This is a genomic window from Acinetobacter sp. CAU_H_78 (genome assembly GCF_058599365.1).
Map to the genome: position 1 here is coordinate 1,093,993 of NZ_CM178652.1, position 19,998 is coordinate 1,113,990.

Annotated in this window: 16 protein-coding genes, 1 tRNA gene and 2 pseudogenes; 6 read left to right on the forward strand and 13 right to left on the reverse strand. The window is 39.0% G+C overall.

The genetic code is table 11. The annotated features are described in order from the left end of the window. Nucleotides 1-530: 530 nt before the first annotated feature. A pseudogene (locus tag AC4MCD_RS05400) lies at nt 531-1,694 on the reverse strand (hypothetical protein); the annotation flags it as partial. Nucleotides 1,695-2,055: 361 nt separating this feature from the next. Between AC4MCD_RS05400 and AC4MCD_RS05405 the strand changes: the two are divergent. Next, nucleotides 2,056-2,526, forward strand: a complete 471-nt coding sequence (locus AC4MCD_RS05405) for an Lrp/AsnC family transcriptional regulator (protein WP_004784091.1) — start codon at nt 2,056-2,058, stop codon at nt 2,524-2,526. A gap of 64 nt (nt 2,527-2,590) precedes the next feature. Here AC4MCD_RS05405 and AC4MCD_RS05410 read toward each other — a convergent pair whose 3' ends face one another. Both AC4MCD_RS05410 and AC4MCD_RS05415 read right to left on the reverse strand, forming a co-directional pair. Further along, nucleotides 2,591-3,340, reverse strand: a complete 750-nt coding sequence (locus AC4MCD_RS05410) for a YebC/PmpR family DNA-binding transcriptional regulator (protein WP_004784089.1) — start codon at nt 3,338-3,340, stop codon at nt 2,591-2,593. Nucleotides 3,341-3,583: 243 nt separating this feature from the next. Next, entirely contained in the window at nt 3,584-4,138 is a 555-nt protein-coding gene (locus tag AC4MCD_RS05415) for a 1-acyl-sn-glycerol-3-phosphate acyltransferase (RefSeq protein ID WP_166136149.1), read from the reverse strand. A gap of 797 nt (nt 4,139-4,935) precedes the next feature. Here AC4MCD_RS05415 and AC4MCD_RS05420 point away from each other — a divergent pair. The 4 genes from AC4MCD_RS05420 to AC4MCD_RS05435 all read left to right on the forward strand — a co-directional run bounded on the left by AC4MCD_RS05420 (nt 4,936) and on the right by AC4MCD_RS05435 (nt 7,115). Next, a tRNA-Ile gene (locus AC4MCD_RS05420) sits at nt 4,936-5,012 on the forward strand. 206 nt (nt 5,013-5,218) lie between these two features. Continuing rightward, the gene (locus AC4MCD_RS05425; RefSeq protein ID WP_419374618.1) at nt 5,219-6,409 is read left to right on the forward strand and encodes a tyrosine-type recombinase/integrase; all 1,191 of its coding nucleotides are present in this window, start codon (nt 5,219-5,221) and stop codon (nt 6,407-6,409) included. Nucleotides 6,410-6,577: 168 nt separating this feature from the next. Further along, on the forward strand, nt 6,578-6,838 hold the full coding sequence (locus AC4MCD_RS05430; RefSeq protein ID WP_166136154.1) for a hypothetical protein: 261 nt from the start codon (nt 6,578-6,580) through the stop codon (nt 6,836-6,838). A gap of 43 nt (nt 6,839-6,881) precedes the next feature. Further along, nucleotides 6,882-7,115 (forward strand): helix-turn-helix transcriptional regulator, encoded by a 234-nt coding sequence (locus AC4MCD_RS05435; protein ID WP_166136157.1) that lies wholly within the window; start codon nt 6,882-6,884, stop codon nt 7,113-7,115. A 366-nt stretch (nt 7,116-7,481) separates the two neighbouring features. Here the strand turns inward: AC4MCD_RS05435 and AC4MCD_RS05440 are convergent, their stop codons facing one another. Continuing rightward, a complete protein-coding gene (locus tag AC4MCD_RS05440) occupies nt 7,482-10,547 on the reverse strand; it encodes a tyrosine-type recombinase/integrase (RefSeq protein ID WP_491876715.1) in 3,066 nt (1,021 codons plus the stop codon). Between the two features lie 749 nt (nt 10,548-11,296). Between AC4MCD_RS05440 and AC4MCD_RS05445 the strand changes: the two genes are divergently transcribed. Beyond that, nucleotides 11,297-12,736, forward strand: a complete 1,440-nt coding sequence (locus tag AC4MCD_RS05445) for a hypothetical protein (protein ID WP_491876716.1) — start codon at nt 11,297-11,299, stop codon at nt 12,734-12,736. 20 nt (nt 12,737-12,756) lie between these two features. Here the strand turns inward: AC4MCD_RS05445 and AC4MCD_RS05450 are convergent, their stop codons facing one another. From AC4MCD_RS05450 to tatB, 9 genes and pseudogenes are all read right to left on the reverse strand, one after another. Beyond that, the gene (locus tag AC4MCD_RS05450; protein WP_491876717.1) at nt 12,757-12,900 is read right to left on the reverse strand and encodes a transposase family protein; all 144 of its coding nucleotides are present in this window, start codon (nt 12,898-12,900) and stop codon (nt 12,757-12,759) included. Further along, a pseudogene (locus AC4MCD_RS05455) lies at nt 12,897-13,254 on the reverse strand (transposase). The gene AC4MCD_RS05450 and the pseudogene AC4MCD_RS05455 overlap by 4 nt, the downstream one beginning before the upstream one ends. A gap of 262 nt (nt 13,255-13,516) precedes the next feature. Further along, nucleotides 13,517-14,221 (reverse strand): arsenical resistance protein ArsH, encoded by a 705-nt coding sequence (gene arsH, locus AC4MCD_RS05460; protein WP_491876718.1) that lies wholly within the window; start codon nt 14,219-14,221, stop codon nt 13,517-13,519. Nucleotides 14,222-14,226: 5 nt separating this feature from the next. After that, complete coding sequence (arsB, locus tag AC4MCD_RS05465; RefSeq protein WP_166136169.1) at nt 14,227-15,267, reverse strand: ACR3 family arsenite efflux transporter; 1,041 nt, start codon at nt 15,265-15,267, stop codon at nt 14,227-14,229. Nucleotides 15,268-15,270: 3 nt separating this feature from the next. After that, on the reverse strand, nt 15,271-15,744 hold the full coding sequence (locus AC4MCD_RS05470) for an arsenate reductase ArsC (RefSeq protein ID WP_166136172.1): 474 nt from the start codon (nt 15,742-15,744) through the stop codon (nt 15,271-15,273). A 5-nt stretch (nt 15,745-15,749) separates the two neighbouring features. Next, nucleotides 15,750-16,073 (reverse strand): ArsR/SmtB family transcription factor, encoded by a 324-nt coding sequence (locus tag AC4MCD_RS05475; RefSeq protein ID WP_166136176.1) that lies wholly within the window; start codon nt 16,071-16,073, stop codon nt 15,750-15,752. Nucleotides 16,074-16,415: 342 nt separating this feature from the next. Then, complete coding sequence (locus AC4MCD_RS05480; protein ID WP_491876719.1) at nt 16,416-18,608, reverse strand: PhoX family protein; 2,193 nt, start codon at nt 18,606-18,608, stop codon at nt 16,416-16,418. Between the two features lie 204 nt (nt 18,609-18,812). Beyond that, entirely contained in the window at nt 18,813-19,571 is a 759-nt protein-coding gene (gene tatC / locus AC4MCD_RS05485; RefSeq protein ID WP_419375328.1) for a twin-arginine translocase subunit TatC, read from the reverse strand. Continuing rightward, nucleotides 19,568-19,990 (reverse strand): Sec-independent protein translocase protein TatB, encoded by a 423-nt coding sequence (tatB, locus tag AC4MCD_RS05490; protein ID WP_419365557.1) that lies wholly within the window; start codon nt 19,988-19,990, stop codon nt 19,568-19,570. Before tatB ends, tatC begins: the two co-directional genes overlap by 4 nt. Between the last annotated feature and the right edge of the window lie 8 nt (nt 19,991-19,998).

A 19,998-nucleotide genomic window follows, 5' to 3' on the forward strand; every position in this document is an offset into this window, starting at 1 on the left:
CCAGAACCGAGTGATCCAAGTAAGTCACCAATTTCAGGGAACTGAATACCATCCAGTGCATCTGTAAATTGACCTTCGCTATCAATTAGCGCAATCACAGGTTTTAGTGCGGTAATCACATTATTGAGGTCGCTGGATAAGGTGAGCAGTGATGGGTTATTCACAAAATCCAGCACCACTTGTACGCTATTCAAGACATCGTAAAGAGAATTCACGATTTCTGCCTGATCAGCGTCAAGAACGTCACTATTCGCTAATAGATTCAACAGTGGATTGATGCCTTTTAGTACATCCGCGATGGTGTCTGGCACATTACCTGAACCTGCAGAACTGATTGCAGATACCAATGTAGTCACACTACCAACCACTGTTGGTAAAACTTGGGTAAGTTGATCCATATCAATGGATGAGTTACCTGTATCAATCGATACAAGCAGTGGCATCAGGCTTTGCGTTACAGTTTGCGCAATGGTGCCCGTATCGATATTGCCTGAATTGCTGATTAGACCACTGAGCAAATTGGTAATAGCACCGATATCAAGGTCACTGCTTGCATTGCTCATTAGGTTACTGGCTAACAGATTGACTGAACTGGTATCTAAACTACCTATTGAGCCACCGATCAATCCGCTGATTAAGTCAACAATTGCACCGATGTCGAGATCACTAGCGGCATTGCCACTGATGAGACCACCGACTAGGTTGGCAATTTGATCAATATCTACATCGCCAAGTCCGCCAGAACCACCAATTAAGCCGCTAACTAGTTGAGCGATTTGCGTAATATCAATGTCACCGCCTTGAATCAAGCCGCCGACTAGACCCGCTATTGCGCCGATATCAATGCCGCCTAATCCACCAGAACCACCAATTAAACCACTAACCAGTTCAGCAATTTGATCAATATCTACATCGCCAAGTCCGCCAGAACCACCAATTAAGCCACTAACCAGTTCAGTAATTTGTGCGATATCAATATCGCCACCTTGAATCAAGCCACCGACGAGGCCTGCAATAGCTCCTATATCAATGCCGCCTAATCCACCTGAACCACCGATCAGACCGCTCAATAGTTGGGTAATTTGAGTAATATCAATATCACCACCTTGGATGAGACCACTGACGATACCGACGATGGCACCAATGTCTATTCCACCAAGACCACCAGTACCTCCAATCAGGCCACTCAGCAGTTGAGTGATTTGGGTAAGATCAAGGTCGCCACCTTGCAATAAGTTGCCAGCCAGTTCAGCAATTTTACCGAGGTCTACATTGCCAGCACTGCCACCCATCAATCCGCTGACCAGTTTGATAACTGCATTTAAATCCAGGGTTGATGTATTACCACCCATTAAACTGCCAAGCAAATTGCTGATTGAACCTATGTCAAAACTGCCACCATTGGCTTTAGTTAACTGGCTAATTAAACTATTGATATCAAGTTTAGAAGCATTTGAGCCTGTAAATTGGCTAATTAAATCAGTGAGGGAACTGGAAGTTAAACTTTTGCCAGAAAGCAGGCTGTTTAAGAGAGAATCCAGGGAGGGTGTAGAGGGGGTAGAACCTGTAATAGAACCAATGATGCCAGAAAGACTGCCACCCAATAAACCGCCAAGTAAACTCGTATTTTGTGTCTCTGTCGTGAGCACTGGACTGAGTTTAGTTTTAATTGAACTAAGAATACTAAAAGCCATAACCGTTCCTTGCGAATTTTTATCTTGTTATGTTTGTTGTGTGTTTTAGATAAACCGCTCAATTCTTATTCAATTTCTATACAAGTGTAAATCTAAGTTGGATTAATCATGCTTTGAAAATAGGATTATCAGGGTAATGGTTTTTATTCATAAATAGTTTAGTGATAAATAAGAATGATTTATTTAAAAGAGACGGTTATCGAAAATTTTTTTATACGACGAATGACTATAAACATGGCTTAAAACTGGCTATTAAGATATATCTGGCATTTTTTTTCAAATAACTGGTAATTTACGAAAAAAAAAACAATACTAAGAGTTAAATGATGATGTATTTAAATAAAATGGCAAGAGATTAGAGATGGAATTAGATCGTTTTGATAAGCACATTCTTGAAATTTTGACCCATGAAGATGTCAATCTGAATGAACTCTCTGAGAGAGTAAATTTATCTGTGAGTTCGGTACATCGCAGGATTAAGCATTTAATCGATCATAATATTATCAGTGGCTTGAAGCGCGAGATTAATTATCAAAAATTGGGCTTTAGCCTGCATGTGCTGTTGCAGGTTTCCTTAAGCAAGCATGATAGCGATACTTTTGCCAAATTTTTAGAAGAATTAGAAAATATTCCGGAAGTCATTAACGCTTTCCTGGTGACAGGGCAGTCTGCGGATTTTATTGTCGAAGTTGTGGCACGTGATATGGAAAATTATAGTCAGATTCTATTAAGTCGAATCGGCAAGATCGAGCATGTCGTAGCGCTGCATTCCAGCTTCGTGATTAAGGAATATAATGTCTTTAACTGTAGTGGTCTTTTAAATAAGGTTTAAAATTACAGGCTTTTTAGCGCATATAAAAAACGCACCCGAAGGTGCGTTTTGATCTCATAGAGGATTAGGCATCGAGTTGCGCCAAAACTTCATCAGAGAATTCAACGTTGGTATAAACGTTTTGAACATCGTCTAGGTCTTCAAGCATATCAATCATTTTCATGATTTTTTTCGCTTGGTCGATATCTGTGATTTCAGCTTTGGTAGATGGGCTCATCACCACTTCAGCATTATCAGATTTCAAACCTGCAGCAGCTAAAGCATCTTGTACTGTACCGAAGCTTTCAGGCGTAGTGATGACCAGGATTTCATCTTCATCCACTTCGATATCTTCAGCACCTGCTTCAAGTGCTACTTCCATGATTTGATCTTCTAAAGACACATCTTCAAAAGTAATCTCGCCACGTTTAGTGAACAAGAATGACACTGAACCATTGGTACCGAGGTTACCATCAGTCTTAGTGAAGCAATGACGTACATCAGGAACCGTACGGTTCAGGTTATCTGTCATGGTTTCAACAATAACCGCAACGCCGCCTACGCCATAACCTTCATAGGTTACTTCTTTCAGATCGTCGTTATCTTCACCACCGGCACCACGCTGAATCGCGCGATTGATCACATCACGTGTCATGTTTACAGATAATGCTTTTTCTACAACAGCACGTAGACGAGGATTACTACCCGCATCAGCGCCACCGAGTTTAGCAGCAGTTGTTAATTCACGAATGTATTTGGTAAACAACTTACCACGACTGGCATCTTGTTTTGCTTTACGATGCTTAATATTGGCCCACTTGGAATGACCCGCCATGCGAAATATGCTCCTTGTAGATTGGCTGTATGCCTATCGAATTGCGCCGATTCTACCATAAGCTCTTTTTTTGAAAAAAGAGTCTGAATTTGAGATTTAATGATAATGCCAAAAAAATAGGCAATAAAATAGAAAGGCAAAGCAATAAATGTAAATAAAAACTTAAGAAAATGTTTGCTGAGAAAATACCTAGATAAGAAAAGGGCAGGAGAAATATTATTCTCAAGCCCTTTTATGGAGGGTTTATTCCGGGATAATAATATCCAGACCAACATTCTCTTTATAGAGTTGCTTGATTAAAGCCAGATCATGTGCAAGATCAGTAGGATAAATTTTGCCAAAAATCCCGCCTTGCTTGGTCTTGGAATTGGCATACATAAGCACAATTGGCACATTGGCAGCTTTGGCAATATGCCAGAAACCGGTACGGATCGGTTTACGCGCTTCACCATTTTTGGCACGGGTGGCTTCAGGTGCGATCACCAGATTGAATTTTTCATTATTCTGAAAATGTTCAACCATTACGCTAACAATATCCTTATTCGCTTTACGGTCGACCGCGATACCACCCATGGCTTCCAGAATTGGTTTCATTGGGCCTTTGAACAGTTCTTTCTTGATCAGGGTATGAATTTTGATGTCATACATCTTAAAGAGCGCCAAAGATAGAACTGCATCCATCATGGATGTATGTTCAAATCCGACAATGACCTGTTTATCTTCGAGTACATCGGGTTCAACATGATATTGCCAACCGGCAAGTTTAAATGCAGATTCGCCAATAAATTTGTTTAGCATAAGTAGAAAGAAATAAGAGCTAACGGTATGAACTGCATAATTTCTTCCTGTTCTTATTCACAGTCAATAGGCATTAATTAAAATTCATTAATAATATAAAAAATCCAAAATCAAAAAAGTATATTAAATAGTTTTTTAAGACCTGAAAGATATAAATAAATACTTAATAATCCTTGAGATATATCATCTTATATAAAATAAGTCTTAAAATGATGACAAAATGACTATCCAGCACAAATTTTAGTTATTAGACTTTTGTCGAAGAAAAGAAGAAATTGTGTCTTTTCTATTTTCTGGTCATTTTCTCTCTGAGATTGAAACCTATGACGTATATTACAGCTTTCATGTTCTCAATGCTTCTGTTAGCACTGGTTATTGTATGGTCTTTAATCGAAATCTATATGGATTTACGTAAAGACGAGAAATTGGAATCGGAATTTTAGTCTTTATAGATTTTTAAAGAATATTTTCTAGGATTATATTTCTATACTTAATAGTTGGTATTTTTATTGATTATGGTTGTATTGAGACGTAAAAGCGATTAATTTATTGGTTTGATATTCGAATAATTAGCGTGCTCTCTTTATTTTAGATAGAAAATATAGATGTCATATTAGGCTTTTGCTAGCTTAACTTAGACTGAAGTCTTAAATCCTAAGCAGGGCAGTTATTAAGGATAAAAAATGATTGCTGGCTAAGTGTGCAAGCAGAAAGAAAAGTACTTGTTTTTTGATCTAATCTTGGCTAGTATTCAATGCGCCTGAACTAGTTGAAATATAACAAATTCAGTCTATATAGGGCCTATAGCTCAGTTGGTTAGAGCAGCGGACTCATAATCCGTTGGTCGACAGTTCAAGTCTGTCTGGGCCCACCAAATTTCATTCTCATACTATTCTTATGTGAAATATAAAACCCTAATTCTAAAAGAATTAGGGTTTTTTTATTGCCTAAAAAATACACATATGTACGCATATGTTCACATACGTTCGCGTATAAAAATGGACCCTGTGTATCCTATTGTGTGTATCCCGAGTTCACCCTATAACGAGGATACATATTTTCAATTGAGAGTTTTAGACCATGACTAGAAAACGACATTTAAGTGATCTGAAATGCGATGCATTGAAAGCAAAAGAGAAGGAATATCGGGTTGGTGATGTTCCGGGTCTTTATCTGAGGATTCAAACTTCAGGTAAAAAATCCTGGCAAATGCGTAAAAAGAATAGTCAGGGAAAATGGGCATGGATCGGTTTAGGGACTTATCCAGAAGTTTCTCTTAAAGAGGCTCGTGAAAAAGTGAGAGATATAGAAAAGGGTATAGTGGTACCGCTTACCCGTAAAGAAAAAGCGTTGAAATTGCAAGAAGAGAATAAAGAGCTGTTTGAACAGTTGATGTGGGAATGGTTGGATACCAAAAAAAATTCGTGGACAGCACAAACATTTAAAAAGGAGGTTCAATCTATCGAGAGGCATCTCTTACCTGTATTTGGCAAAAGAAAATTTGCAGAGATCAAGACTCAAGAATGGCAAAAATTTTTTCAGGGTAAGCAAAGAAAAGAGAAGATTTTTAACCGAGTCGAGAAACTACTTTCCTATGTTCGGAATGCCTATGATTACGCCATTCATCATGAGCGGATGCAACGCAACCCTGTAGCAACCCTGAAAAAATACCTGGATAAGAATATAGGAAATAATATGAAGCACATTGATATTCGTGAATTGCCTGAAATGCTTCAAAAGATCAGAAATTATCGAACCCGACAAATCGCTATTGGTTTGGAATTATTAATTCTCATGTTTCCAAGACCAGGTGAATTAAGAATCGCGACATGGGATCAGTTTGATTTCGATCTCAAAATTTGGAAAAGGCCAGGTTCCATGATGAAAATGAGAAAAGATCACGATATTCCCTTATCTCCACAAGTTATTAAGTTGCTGGAGGAGTTAAAGGCAATTCCTGGGCGAGAAAGTAAATATTTATTTCCTTCCAGAGACAGTGCAATGAAGCCGATCAGTAATCTGACTTTTAATGCTGCTTTGAACAGAATGGGCTACAAAGACAAGCAAAATCCACATGGCTTTCGCCATATTGCAGCCACCCAATTGAACGATATTTTAAGTGATAAACAGCAGGTGATAGAAGCCTGCCTAGCACACCTTAAGGCGGGGATGCCTGGTACTTATAATAAAGGTCAGCATTTTCGGGAGCGTATTAAAGTCATGGAATGGTGGGGTAACTATATAGACTCTATTGTTACAAAATGCATCTAATTTTACAAAGAAAATATAAAAAAACTCCTACAGGGTGTTGCAAATATTTTCTAGTGAGGTAGTGTTTAGTTATTAATCACCACCTCATTAAAATGTATGAGTAACCCCAAAGATAATGTCAAGAATTTTTTAATTCGGAAGTATTTCTTATTATGTACACAGGAAAAAGTGTCTGATTTAATCACACAAGAGTGTATACATAAAAATAGTTTTGATGCCATTGAAAAATTCTTGCCTTGGAGAATTAAATTATTGGATCTTTGTAAAATAATGGGTATTACTAGAGCACAATTAAAAAAAATTGCTGATAGTGATCCAACTTTTCCTCATCCACAAAAGGATTTTACCCAGCGTCGTGCAGGAGTGTATTACGATACAAAGCAAATAGAAACATGGTTGCAAAACAATTGGGAAATTAATGCAGATTAATTTCAATTATTTAAATAAAAACCTCCAGAGGAGAACAGAAACTATGCCAAGTGGTCATCACGATCATAATAATGGTAAAGTATTTGAAAGCCTTCTTTTAAAGCTTCATCAGGTGTGCGAGCTTTTAAATATTTCTAGAACAAGCTTATATAAGCTTATGAAAATAGATCCTACATTTCCTCGACCCAAAAAAATTGTAAGTTCTCTGCAAGGTGGGAATTTGTTTATAGCTGAGGAGCTTTGGGCCTGGTATAGAAATAAATTCCTGGGAGAGTAGGTTTATTAAGCCCCTGTAACTAGGGGCTTTTTTTAATAAATAGAATATGAATCAGGAAGTCGTTCTCGATATAGAACTCTTATTTCATCAAAGCTAATGTCAGGATTCTGGTCTATCAGTTCTTCAATCCATAAATAGATGGCCCGATAATTACTACAGTTATTATCTTCATTAAAGAACAGTCCTAGCGTATATCCATCGAGAATTTGAAACTCATGAATTAGTTTACGCAATATATTATTGATCTTTTCTCTATTAAGCATCTGCGTATCTCTTATTATCATCGATGATTCTTTTTAATATAAATTTTAGGGCTTGTCTAATTCCAAGATGTAACTGAAGTTTATAGGTTATCTAGTATTTATTCTAAATAAAAACCTTTTGATTAAATACACATAAGAGAATAAGAATGTACTTAAGAAAACTGAGTGATTTATTGGTATTTTTTGATTTTAAGTATACACGGAAAGAATTTTGAAAGTTTCCAGGTATTAGGTTGGTCTGATTAATTTTTTGAATACATTTAATTGATGATAAATCTATATTTTTTATCCTTTTTGGTATTTCAATGGTCCAGTAGCGAGTGGGAAAAAGTGGGTGGATTGCCTCGAAAAAGATATTAATTTGATCTAGTTCTTTAATGTGGAATATTAATCCTGATTCAGAGGTATTCACCTTTTGAATAAATATTTTTAATCCTTGAATGAGATTTTTATTATCTTTGGAATAATCACCCAGCTGTTTAAAAAAATATGGAATCAGTTTCTTTTCTTCAAAAGTTTCTACGCAGGGCAATATGCGTCTATCTTTGTCAGGATTGATGATGAACCTTGACCTGCCTTTCTGATTTTTCAGCATCTGTAATTTGTTGATATTGTCTTTACATGCCTGAATGAAAGCCCGTGGGAGGTTCAATTTTTTAGCGATGTAATCAATATCATCAAATCGTTCACAGTGTCTAATGATCTGGATTGCCATATGAGCGGAGATACCTGATGTAGCCGTGCCCGGATAATATTTTTCGTTACCGCACTCATTTTTTCGGGTAACGGATGGTTTGGCTCTTTTAGAACTTTTTCTATGTGTAGCGCTATTTATCAGGTGCTCAGCAGTCAAATTTAGCCTAAGCATCGGACTTAAACTGCTTGGATGAATGTCTTTCGAAGTGGGTTTGATTGAGAGACCAGGATAAATGGTTTTAATGGTGCGGTAGGGAATAGATGGATCATATTGACTGAGCCTGTAACCCGCCATGATAAAGCATAAGTGCAGATAGCTTTTAAAGGTTTCTGTTGGCGTGATATGCCCGAGTAAATGGGCAAGAATATACCAGAGATCCTGTGCTGCTTTACCACGAATCAGGTCACTGCGTATCCGCGCATAATCTTGCTGAGTATAATCGCTAAAGACCTTGACCAGTTCATAGGGCATATTGAGGATCAGTGCTAGATGATTGGCGGCAGAATGTCTGAGGGTATGAAATGAATATTGACACCCCGGTAATACCGTATTGATCAGATTCGAGAAAATCTGAGAGACAAAATGTGTGGATAAGCGTTCACTGCTATTCCACAGGGTAAATACATAGTCATCTTTACTGAAGCTGATGCGTCTGGATAAACAGTAGTCCTTAAACGTTTCATGTTCATTGGGACATAACAGCGTACTGACCGGGATATTACGTTCAGCGCTGTCCGTTTTTAATGTATGTTCCTGCTGACTAGAGCGGTAAGGCCTGATCCAAATCGAGGTGCAAGCTGGACCTTCAATATCTTTAACTCTCAGGCCTAAAATTTCATTAATCCGCATCCCCGTACGAAAGGCGAGGGTAAAGATAATTTTGAGCATCTCGGCATCATGCTGATTAAAGCTGTCACACTTTACGTAAGCAGGGATAAGATCAAGTACAGCGCAAAATACTTTGGCTGAGATAATTTGTGTCTTGGGATGAGAGGATGCCTGAAGATCGCGGTACAAAGGAAAATCTTCTGATTTAAACAGAATTTTTTGGAAATGATGAAATCGTCGTAGCAGATCGAGTTTTTGATGCGAGGACTTGGTGTTTTCTCCCATAACCCTGCTGTAGATGTCCTCAAGGTGGGTATTGAAATCAGGATCTTCCATATAGGGAAGCGCATGTAACAACCAGGCTTCTGCAAACTTGGCATAGTAGCTATAGATCGAGGATCGCCTTAATTTCTGCTGGTAACCTAAATATTTGAGCCAAGCTTCTGTGTCGAGATTGAAGAGCTGGCTTAAGTGCTGTACTTGCGCTGTACTGGGTTGAAACATACTGATCAGCCATAGGCAGATTCGGATTGAGGCTTCAGACAGGACAGCGTGTTCTTGGGTCACATAGTCGATGAGTTCAGTCAAACCGTCTTGATTGTGTCGAATGGTCTTGAGCAAATACCTATGCAGTTTTTTGATACTGACCAGTGATTGTTTATTCATCACAGCGGTTGAGCATTTTACTGAAGGCCTATTCGTGATGTGACCCTCATTTAACTCTGCTGAAAACAGAGGTGGATCCAGATAGTTTTTGAATGATGTCAGGCTTAAGCCGCAGGTTTCATTTTTGTCTTCCAGGCAGCGGCTTAAAGCGGTATCCAGTGTGACATGATCCAGTTGCACCCAATGAGAACTTGCCGAAGCCAGAAGTTTAGTAATCTCAGAATATTGACCGGTAAACTCCATTTTCCTGAAGATGATACTGAGATAGTCAAAGGCATTCATGCGTACAGTCGGGGAGTGTTCAAGGTATCGGACCAGCCAGAGTTGAGTGATGCGGTCTAAAACCAGTGTGCGTGATTTTCTCAGTGGTGCTTCAGGATGGTAGATGTCCCCATAACCCGGGGATAAGGGTTCAAGAAAGACCAGATGCAGATCTATAGCCTTAAGGTGCTGGATCATCAGTCCTTGCTGTAACTGTTCAAGAAATGCATCCAGAGTATTGCGGGTACAGATCCCGGCAAAGAGAATGCCCGAGATCAGAATGTTGCCAATGATTTCTGCATCAGAGAATTGCGATGCCGTGTTCCAGTAACGCCACAGCCTTTGATGGACCATATGAACGTACTTGGAGCGCTCAAGCCACTCCCGGTTGAATTCCATGGGCTCACGTTCAATGCTCAGAAATTGCCGGGAGGGTAGATCAAGTTCGATTTCATAGCGATGGTTGAATAGCATGATCTGCCTGCGGTAGCAGTGATACAGCATTTTTTTATAACGAACCGAGGAGGCTTCTCGTTCAATGGCCTCTTCGAGCTTTTCTAATAGTCCCAAGTGCTGATGATGCTGATAGGCCTCGAAGAACTCATCCAAAGGCAGATGCGTCTGGATAAAGTTTTGGGCCTGCTGCATCTCCTTTTGTATGACTTGTTTCCGTTCTGTATGACGGCGCTCACTGGCGAACTTAGAGATCTTTGGCATCAGTCATCCATCCCGTCAATTGGAAAGAGAGCGGTGCTTTGCGCGATGCTAATCACAGCAACTATTTTTGCTTGAGATAACGCCAAGGGAAGAAGCCCAGAGAGTATTCTTTTATTCATAGAGGTTTCTTATTATTTTTATGTCCTGTCTCTATGATAAAACTGAAATTTAACTTATGAACGCATGATCAAAAACTTGGGAATAAAGGGGCAGGTTTTTGTTGAAAAGATGGTATGTCTAAAGATATAAAAAAGAGTTTTATAAACTGCTATTTTAAATAATGTATTGAAAATTAAGGGTTTTTGGTTCTAAAAATCTTCTTGATTTTAAGCCTAATTGTATTTTTTCAAAGTCAGGTCAATGAAGTTCATGCGCGTGTGGCAGTTCTGAATAGATTTACGGAATTAGGTAGACCTCACACCCAAGTTGTCACTTAAATTTGAATGGATTGGGGAAAACTCAGCTTTTGAATGTTTATGCAACAAAGCCGGTACTAAGCGGTACTTTTGGGCTAGTTAAGTTCCAATTTTCGTACTTATCGTACTACCTATATGCATAGACAGGAAATTTATGGGGGTTTTTTATCTTAAACTTGGAATTAATCTTATTAAATTGTGAGATGAAAGAGTTTGTCTGGGTATTAGGACGCTTTTTGTATATGTATTTTTGATAGTTTTTGCCTAAAAAAGAACTGATTAATTTGATAAGTTTCCAGCAAATTTATATCTTTATAACCTACAAAAACTGCTATGTTAAAAGCTCTTAAAATTGCAACTTTCCAACAAAAAGTTTGCCTTGTTTTATTCCTTATTTTGTCATTAGGTTACTTCGGTTTAGAAATCTATTTTAACTCGATGATCATTAGCCAGATGTCCACTACAACCTCGGCTACAAAGATCGAAACGGTGGAACGATATGGTAAAGCCTTTACCGGAATAGGGATCTGCCTACTGTTCATGAAAGCAGTTCTGCCAGGATTCCAGAAAATCCATCAATTCATTCTCTGGCTTATTCCAGTGGCCTTAATTTCAATTGGTATCTCATTCTTTGTGCAGAACCAGGTCATTAATTACATTGTGAATAGCGCTTCTAATGAACAGAAGGGCAAGGCTTTGCTGATTACAGGCGCTCATAACACCATTGTTCCGTATTACAACGACCGTTGGGCCACAAAAAGGGAGCATCTTTATTGGTTTAATTTCAAAATTTGGCTTAAACAAAAAATGAACCCTCGTGATGGGATATACATCAATAGGGAATTAACACCGGAATATGCCGAAGCCAAATCAAAAGCTGAACGTCAGCAATATTATTCTCAGGCTCAATCATGCCAACAGCATCCAAATATCTTTAATGTCGAGAGCACCTTAGATCGGGCCTTTTTCCCATATATTGAGATGACTAAGACTTATAGTGAAGATAAATACAAGCAAGCGATTACATCATTCGCTACATGCTTAATGAACGATGATGCTTATTACAATCGCCAAATGATGTCGAGCAATGTTCTAACTCAATTACAAAACGCTTGGGGTCGCTATATCGGCAAGAGCGAGGAATATAACCGTTACATGGATCAGGTTTTCTTTACTAAAAAGAAAGAAAAAATCCATCAAGAATGGGTTAAGCAAAGCAAAGAAACTTTTGGACCAAATTCTAATGTTCCACCGAACATGACTGAACGCCAGTTCTTTAATCACCCTGATGTAAAGGCTTATATCTTCAAAGAAACGAACCAGACTCGTATCTATGATCCTAAGCAAAAGGATTTTAAAGAACAGATTATTGCCTCAATGCCAGATTCACTGTTTAGAACCTATAATAAGTATCGTCCATATATTTCTGAACTGAATGCACAAAATGAGAAGCCTAAAATGCCTCGTGCTGGTGAAGAAATGGATGCTAAAGATGCCTATAAATCAATCGTGATGCCTATGGTGGGCCTGTGCTTCTCAATCTTCTTCCTGATCACGAACTTTTTGTCTTTGATCTCACTTTTTGTATTTGAGAACAATCCTAAGTTTGCAAAAATCTTCATGGCTGTTTCATTGAGTGCGGTACTGATTCTGCCAAGCGTGAAGGGTGGTGCAGTTAAAGAAGTTGCGGCTGAGTCAAAAAGTGTGACTGCTAAATTTATAGTACGAACTGTCTACTACTACCAGAGCATCATCATGAAGATCTATAAGTAATTGTGATTTTGTATAGTTGCTTAGACCGCCTGTATACAGAACAGGTAAGCGCAATGCGGTTTGATGTAGCCAAAGGCTCTCAGCACCTGAGCCATGACAGTATCCATCCCTGCTCGCATATCCAGAGGTTGGGTAGAAAGCCAGATTTCATCAATGCGGATCATGTTGCAAGTGCCTTGAGTAATTCTGCTAAAGCAGATATTTCTGATACTTGCCATTTCAAGCCAATTTCTGCTTTTGAGTGGGGTAAAGTAATTTGAACCGTTAACATCTCAGTAGGAATAGGATCTAATGGTGCAGAGCAAGATAAAGCAATAAATGCAGGTTTATTCGGTAGTGGTGAGCGATCATTCCCTTGCTTACCATCAATTAAGCGAATCCATTTGGATACAAGATTTGTATTCAATTGAAACGTCCGGTGCTTTACAAGCCTGAACGATCTGCTGTTTAAATTCAGCACTGTATGTTCTTCGTTTTTTCGCAAGAGATGCGATGGATGTCTGATTATTTATAGTCATAAATTTAAGTCCCCACTTGTTTTTAAGTGGGGACTAAATTAAGGCTTATAGGATGAATTCATAAGGTGTGTTCAGCGGACGCTTACAATGAGACTACATAAATTCGTGAAACATTGCTCACTTAATGACTGTGGAACATGAAAAATCCATGAAGAAGCCCAATCGGTATTGTTTGGGCTTCTTTATGTGTATTAAGTTTTTGATTTTTATACAATATAATGAATAATTTCTTATAACGTGTATTATGTTAATTTTAGGAAATTTAAAGACTCTGTTGATTTACACGCTTAGATAATTCTTCAGCACTTTCTACCCGTTCAGAGTAGCGGTCAGTGAGGTATGAGGACTGTCCTCTCGTTAAGAGCGTAAACTTGTATAACTCTTCCATCACATCCACGATCCTAGTGTAGTAAGAAGAGAGCTTCATACGACCATCCTCTTCAAACTCTAGGAATGCTTTAGGTACTGATGATTGATTCGGAATCGTGATCATCCGCATCCAGCGCCCTAAAATACGTAATTGATTGACCACATTAAATGATTGAGAACCTCCACACACTTGCATTACAGCTAAGGTTTTACCTTGAGTTGCACGTATTGCACCTGCGGCAAGTGGAATCCAGTCGATTTGAGCTTTCAAGATGGAACTCATTGAGCCGTGACGTTCAGGAGAGCACCACACCATACCTTCTGACCATGTTAAGAGTTCATGTAGTTCTTTAACCTTTGGATGTTCCATATCGCCATCTTCAGGGAGAGGTAGACCTTTAGGATGGAAAATTTTAACTTCGGCACCGAAATACTCTAGGATTCGGCCAGCTTCTTGAACAGCTAAACGGCTATATGATCTATCACGGTTTGAACCATACAGAAGCAGTATTCTTGGTGGATGATCCAGCTCTTTGGCTTGAACCTTTTCTAAAGTAGGCTTGTCTAAAAGACTTAAATCAATATTCGGTAAATTCATCAGATTTATACCTCTTTAAAAACTTTTGTTCTCAGCCATAAAGACACTGATACCAGCATAATGAGCACCGGTACTTCAACTAATGGACCTATCACCGTAGTAAATGCAACAGGCGAAGCCAGTCCAAAAGTGGCAATAGCGACAGCAAGCGCCAATTCAAAATTGTTGCCTGCAGCAGTAAAGGAAATAGCGGTAGTTTTAGGGTAGTCATTGCCCATCCATTTGCTCATAAAGAAGCTAATGAAGAACATTACAATGAAGTAGAAGGTTAAAGGGATTGCGATTCTCAGCACGTCTAGAGGTAAATGAACGACTTCACCACCTTTTAGACTAAACATGGCTACAATCGTAAATAAGAGCGCAATCAGGCTAAGTGGACTGATCTTGGGAATAAACTTGGTTTGATACCATAGCAACCCTTTTTGCTTCACTAAAATCATTCGGGTTAAGAAACCAAGTAGAAATGGTATGCCGAGATAAACGAGGACAGCATGAGTAATTGTCCAAAAGCTCACATCAATGACCTGTGCTTCCACACCAAAATAAGGCGGTAAGAAGGTCAGGAAAAGCCAAGCATAGGTACTAAAAAACAAAATTTGGAAAATACTGTTAAAAGCCACCAATGCCGCTACGTACTGATTATCGCCACAAGCTAATCCATTCCATACCAACACCATAGCGATGCATCGAGCTAATCCAATCAAGATTAAGCCTGTCATATATTCAGGATAGGAATGTAAGAAAACTATTGCCAGGATAAACATCAGACATGGGGCTATCAGCCAGTTCTGAATAAGGGATAAAGTCAGAGTGCATTTATCCTCGAACACTTTTGGCAAAGTTGCATAATCGACTTTAGCGAGTGGTGGATACATCATCAGAATGAGCCCTATTGCGATAGGAATATTCACTGAATCCACGCTTAATTTATCCAGTGCAACAGAGGCTTGAGGAAAGAACACGCCAATGCCTACCCCTAATGCCATGGCAATAAAAATCCATAGGGTCAGGTTTCGGTCTAGAAAAGAAAGTCTTGAGTTAGACATGGCTTACTCGATATTAGAAATCTTGCTGATTTCATTGATTAGTTCAGAACGAGAAAGGCTATTTACATCAAGTGCAAATAAAGCGTCTAAGCGTCTATTAATGTGATCAACAGTCCTTAAGAATGCTTGAAGTTTTTCTTCTTCAGGAAGGTCTAAATGTGATGGGTCGGCTAATCCCCAATGAGCTTTAATTGCATCATTCAAATATAGGGGACATGACTCTTGAGCAGCCGAATCACATACTGTAATCACAACATCAGGTTGGTATCGTTCACAGTCATCCATTGTTTTGCTGGATAAGCCTTCTGTAGATAGTCCTAAGTTTTCCAAAGTCTTAATTGTTAAGGGATGAACTTTGCCTGTCGGCTTACTGCCAGCACTATAAGCTTTCCATCCTTCAGGAGCGCGGCTGTTAAATAACACTTCTGAAAGGACGCTACGGCAACTATTGCCTGTACATAAGAAAAGGAATTTCATAGTTATTAATCACAATGAATAGAGATAGAGGTATCGGTAGAGGTGCTATTAATCATGTCTTCGTTTTGATTCGAGATGATATTTAGTACAGCTTTAGCCCATTCAGGAAGATTTGGGTTCAGACGGTAATAGACCCATTGTCCTTGTCGCTGATCTAGCAAAATCGAAAGGTTTCTAAGTAATGCTAGGTGTCTGGAAATCTTAGGCTGACTAAGCTGCAAACGTTCAGTGAGTTCACAAACGCAAATATTCTGCTTAGCTATAACAAGCTTTAAGATATCCAAGCGAGTTGGATCAGAAAGGCATTTAAAGAAATCAGTTTGATCCATTAAGTTGACTCAATTTATACTCTTATTCAAATATACGTATATCCATATATTAAGTCAATTTATATCTATTTAACATAGTGACGATTATATGAACTCTAAAGCGTCCAAGTAAGATAGGAATCTCTGTTCACTTTTCTGTGAGATTTAGTGTCCATTAAAATAAGAATACGCAATTAGCAACTGAATAAAAAACTCTCTAGGTAAATTAATGTCTTAAACAGGAAATTGATATCGAGCCCAGCATCCATTACACCAAAATATGAAATATTAAGAACTTTATAGACATCTGTTTTAGTAATAAAGATGCTGGCATTAAGCCAGCATTTTAAATTTTTGAGTTCTTTAACCCGCTATTGACCCGCCATCCTTACGAGTGATTACTACAGTTGCAGAGCGTGGCCGGGAAGTAGCAGATGAGTTAGTCTGTGATGCAGGCCAATGACTAGTGGGCTTATCATAACTTCGAGAATCTTCTCCAGGATGCTGTACGTTGATGAAAATCGCTTTATAGTCTGGTGTCATGGTTACCCCTGTAATCTCGCAGCCTTTCGGACCTGTCAGGAAACGACGTAAAGTTTGATCTGAGACTTGAGCACCGACTATAGTTTCCTGACCAGAAGATGTGGTTGTTCGAGTACCATCTCCAACCTTACCAGGTAAAGCAGCCAACATCATACAATTGGTCGTATCTGTATAAGCACCATCATCAGTCTGAATCCAGAGTACACCACGAGGGTCAAACCACATTCCATCTGGTGAAGACAAGTCATTATTATCATTTAAACCCGATAGATTAATATTCTGTGCCATTTTAGCTTCAGCACCAAATAGGTAAATATCCCATTTGAATGTGATGGCTGTAGTCGTATCCTTATCTTCATGTAAACGGATAATATGACCATTTACATTACCTTTGCCACCTTCAGGATCGCTATAGTTACGTGGATTGGCTGCATCTAAGGCATGTGTAGTGCCGCGGTTAGAGTTATTAGTGAGCGTAACATAGACTTCTCCATTTTCAGGATTGACTGCAACCCATTCTGGACGATCCATTTTAGTAGCGCCTACGCTATCTGCTGCTAGACGGGCAAAGGTCACGACATCCGCCTGGGAACTAAAAGGGTAGATATTGTTCAGCTCATTCAACCCATTAATACCATAACTCAGCTCAATCCATCGACCATTTCCGTCTGCATTGAATTTGGCAACATAAAGTTTGCCATGATCCATATATTTATCTCCGACTGCATAACCGCCATTGCGGTCTTTTTCACTCCATTTGTAGTCAGAGACAAACTTATAGATGTATTCTCCACGTGAGTCATCGCCCATATAGAAAGCCAGGTTATCATCTTCACGAGCACGACTAGCACGACAGTCTTCATGGGCAAAACGCCCTAAGGCTGTACGCTTAACTGGATTTTGTCGGCTATCAAATGGATCAATTTCTACAATCCAGCCAAAAGTATTTGGGCCATTACGATAATCCTTGCTGGCATCACCGGCAGTAATATCTGCGCTCCATCGATCATAAAGATCCTGAGGTTCAATTGTACCTATTGCAGATTCCCAGCCATAACGTGAGCTTGAACCTGCTTTTAAACCATAACGCTCCAAAGCGATCTTTTCTTGCGCTAAGCGATGAACATCATCAGTTTTGCTACGGACAAAGTAACCAATAAAGTTTTCTTCAGTGGTGAGATAAGTACCCCAGGGGGTATAGCCGTTGCCGCAGTTGTTATGCGTACCGCGTGTTAATTTTCCACCTGGTGAAAAGCGTGTAGATAGAAGAGTAGATCCACTCGCAGGACCTGAAAAGCTCATGACAGTTGAGGCAGTAATTCGACGGTTATAAATCGAATTTTTGACAATTTCTATTTTTTGGTTGGAATTGTCTTTTTTGATATGAACGATTGAAACACCATGTGCATTTGTCTCACGAATGACTTCATCTTCAGGGCGGCGACCATCAACTTTGGTTGGTCCTTGAGGATGTAAAAAAGTCGGATTGATATATTCATGGTTCATAACGAGTAGACCGTGCTCAGACACAGTCGGGTCATAGCGGCCAGTAGTAATATTTAAGCCAAAAAAACTCATTCCATCATGGCAGTCGCCAGAGCGAAACTGAAAGCTTGGACCATTCGGGATATTGTTATCATCCCAGTCTGAATATGCAGGATTAATAGAATCTCCAAGAGCATACAGGACATTGGCTTCATAACCGTCTGGTACAGTAACGATATCATTCAAGTTTTTGGCAACTGGTGTAAAGTTCAGTTGCTCTGGTTTTGTATTTGGGTCAGTAGCAGGCGGGTTTGGTGCAGTCTCGGTTGGGGGCAGAGTAGAGCTATTATCGTTATCCCCACATCCAGTCAGAGAAGATGCAAGGGCCAATGCTGCAGCCCCACTTGCAGTTTTGGCAATCAAGTCACGACGAGAGATAGATTGTTCTAAAATATCCCGAAAATGATGATTATCTGACGTATTATTATCCAATTCCTGATTTTCATCATAAGGTAAGTAGTCTGTCATTGTTTTATTCCCATAACTAAGGTCTGGTTGTTTTAAAGTCAGGAATAAATTAGCGGTTAAATATGACAGTCGGGTGAAGCTAATATTGCGGATTTATTAAATATAATATTGATTTATAAATCAAAAATAAAAGCAGCTTAAGCTGCTCATAGAGAATTTTCTTCTTTTATGTTGTTTTTATTATTATTCAGTTATGTCCAGGCATCATTTTTCTATCCATTTTCCTGCTGCTAAACCTAATTCAAATAACAGCCACATTGGAACAGCTAACATAATCATTGATAGGGCATCGGGTGGTGTCACAAACATGGCAATAAAAAAACATCCCACCACAATAAATCGTCTTTTTTCCACCAAGGTCTGTGTGCTGACAACACCAATTATAATAAGTAGGAGCGTGATAATAGGGATTTCAAAAGTAAATCCAAAAACTAAAAATAGTTTTAAGCAAAAAGCCAGATAACTATTGATATCGGTCATCGGCGCAACAGTCTCAGGTGATACGCTGATAAAAAAATGAAGGATAGAAGGTAAAGCGATTAAATAGGCAAAAGCAATACCTGCATAAAACAGTACAATACTGCTGATTAATAGTGGTAAAGCTAACTTTTTTTCTTTTACGTACAATGCTGGTCTAACGAAGGCCCAAAGTTGATACAAAATAAAAGGCATGGCAATAAGTAAAGCAATAAAGAAGTTCAACTTAAATGGAGCCATGAAAGTCGCAGTCACATCTGTTGCAATCATGGTGGAGCTTTCAGGTAACTGAGCGCGTAAAGGCTCTGATAAAAGCTGATAAGTTTGGGTTGCAAAAGGCAGTAAACATAAGAATAGTCCTAATAATACGCCCACAATTTTGAAAAGGTGCTTTCGAAGAATCACTAGATGCTTGGTAATTGGCATTTCTTCTAACGGGATTTGCCGGGTATCGTTGTTTGTTTGAGTCGAAGGCAAAATACTCATACGGCCACCTTTATATCAGTATAAGTTTTTTCTTGTTTTGTTAATTTATTCAGCTGGATTGGCGGTAAATGAACAGGTGAAACTGATTCATTAATTAATTGGTAAGTCGGCTCATGGTTCAAAAGATGTTGTTCCGGATTTCTAATGAAGGGCTGATGGATTACATTGATATTATCCATCTGTGCCTGCACTTTGATTTCTAATTCCTGAATACGTTTCAGCTCGCTTTGCATTTGCTCCCGTAGTTCCGATAGTCGCAATTCACGGTCAAGATCATTTTGTATATTACCGGCGATCCTTTTGATTTTGGCTGACCATTTACCTATAAAACGTACCGCCTCAGGGAGTTTATCTGGTCCAAGAATGAGCAGGGCAATAGCCCCAAAGACCAATAGCTCAGTCATTCCAATATTGAGCATGGTAATAC

Excerpts from the sequence above, each read along its gene's own strand:
- AC4MCD_RS05415 (WP_166136149.1), bottom strand. The coding sequence starts at position 4,138 with ATGCTAAACAAATTTATTGGCGAATCTGCATTTAAACTTGCCGGTTGG.
- AC4MCD_RS05435 (WP_166136157.1), top strand. The coding sequence starts at position 6,882 with ATGCCAAGTGGTCATCACGATCATAATAATGGTAAAGTATTTGAAAGC.
- AC4MCD_RS05425 (WP_419374618.1), top strand. The coding sequence starts at position 5,219 with ATGACTAGAAAACGACATTTAAGTGATCTGAAATGCGATGCATTGAAA.
- AC4MCD_RS05440 (WP_491876715.1), bottom strand. The coding sequence starts at position 10,547 with ATGCCAAAGATCTCTAAGTTCGCCAGTGAGCGCCGTCATACAGAACGG.
- AC4MCD_RS05405 (WP_004784091.1), top strand. The coding sequence starts at position 2,056 with ATGGAATTAGATCGTTTTGATAAGCACATTCTTGAAATTTTGACCCAT.
- arsH (WP_491876718.1), bottom strand. The coding sequence starts at position 14,221 with ATGAATTTACCGAATATTGATTTAAGTCTTTTAGACAAGCCTACTTTA.
- tatB (WP_419365557.1), bottom strand. The coding sequence starts at position 19,990 with ATGCTCAATATTGGAATGACTGAGCTATTGGTCTTTGGGGCTATTGCC.
- tatC (WP_419375328.1), bottom strand. The coding sequence starts at position 19,571 with ATGAGTATTTTGCCTTCGACTCAAACAAACAACGATACCCGGCAAATC.
- AC4MCD_RS05470 (WP_166136172.1), bottom strand. The coding sequence starts at position 15,744 with ATGAAATTCCTTTTCTTATGTACAGGCAATAGTTGCCGTAGCGTCCTT.
- arsB (WP_166136169.1), bottom strand. The coding sequence starts at position 15,267 with ATGTCTAACTCAAGACTTTCTTTTCTAGACCGAAACCTGACCCTATGG.
- AC4MCD_RS05450 (WP_491876717.1), bottom strand. The coding sequence starts at position 12,900 with ATGATCCGCATTGATGAAATCTGGCTTTCTACCCAACCTCTGGATATG.
- AC4MCD_RS05475 (WP_166136176.1), bottom strand. The coding sequence starts at position 16,073 with ATGGATCAAACTGATTTCTTTAAATGCCTTTCTGATCCAACTCGCTTG.
- AC4MCD_RS05445 (WP_491876716.1), top strand. The coding sequence starts at position 11,297 with ATGTTAAAAGCTCTTAAAATTGCAACTTTCCAACAAAAAGTTTGCCTT.
- AC4MCD_RS05410 (WP_004784089.1), bottom strand. The coding sequence starts at position 3,340 with ATGGCGGGTCATTCCAAGTGGGCCAATATTAAGCATCGTAAAGCAAAA.
- AC4MCD_RS05480 (WP_491876719.1), bottom strand. The coding sequence starts at position 18,608 with ATGACAGACTACTTACCTTATGATGAAAATCAGGAATTGGATAATAAT.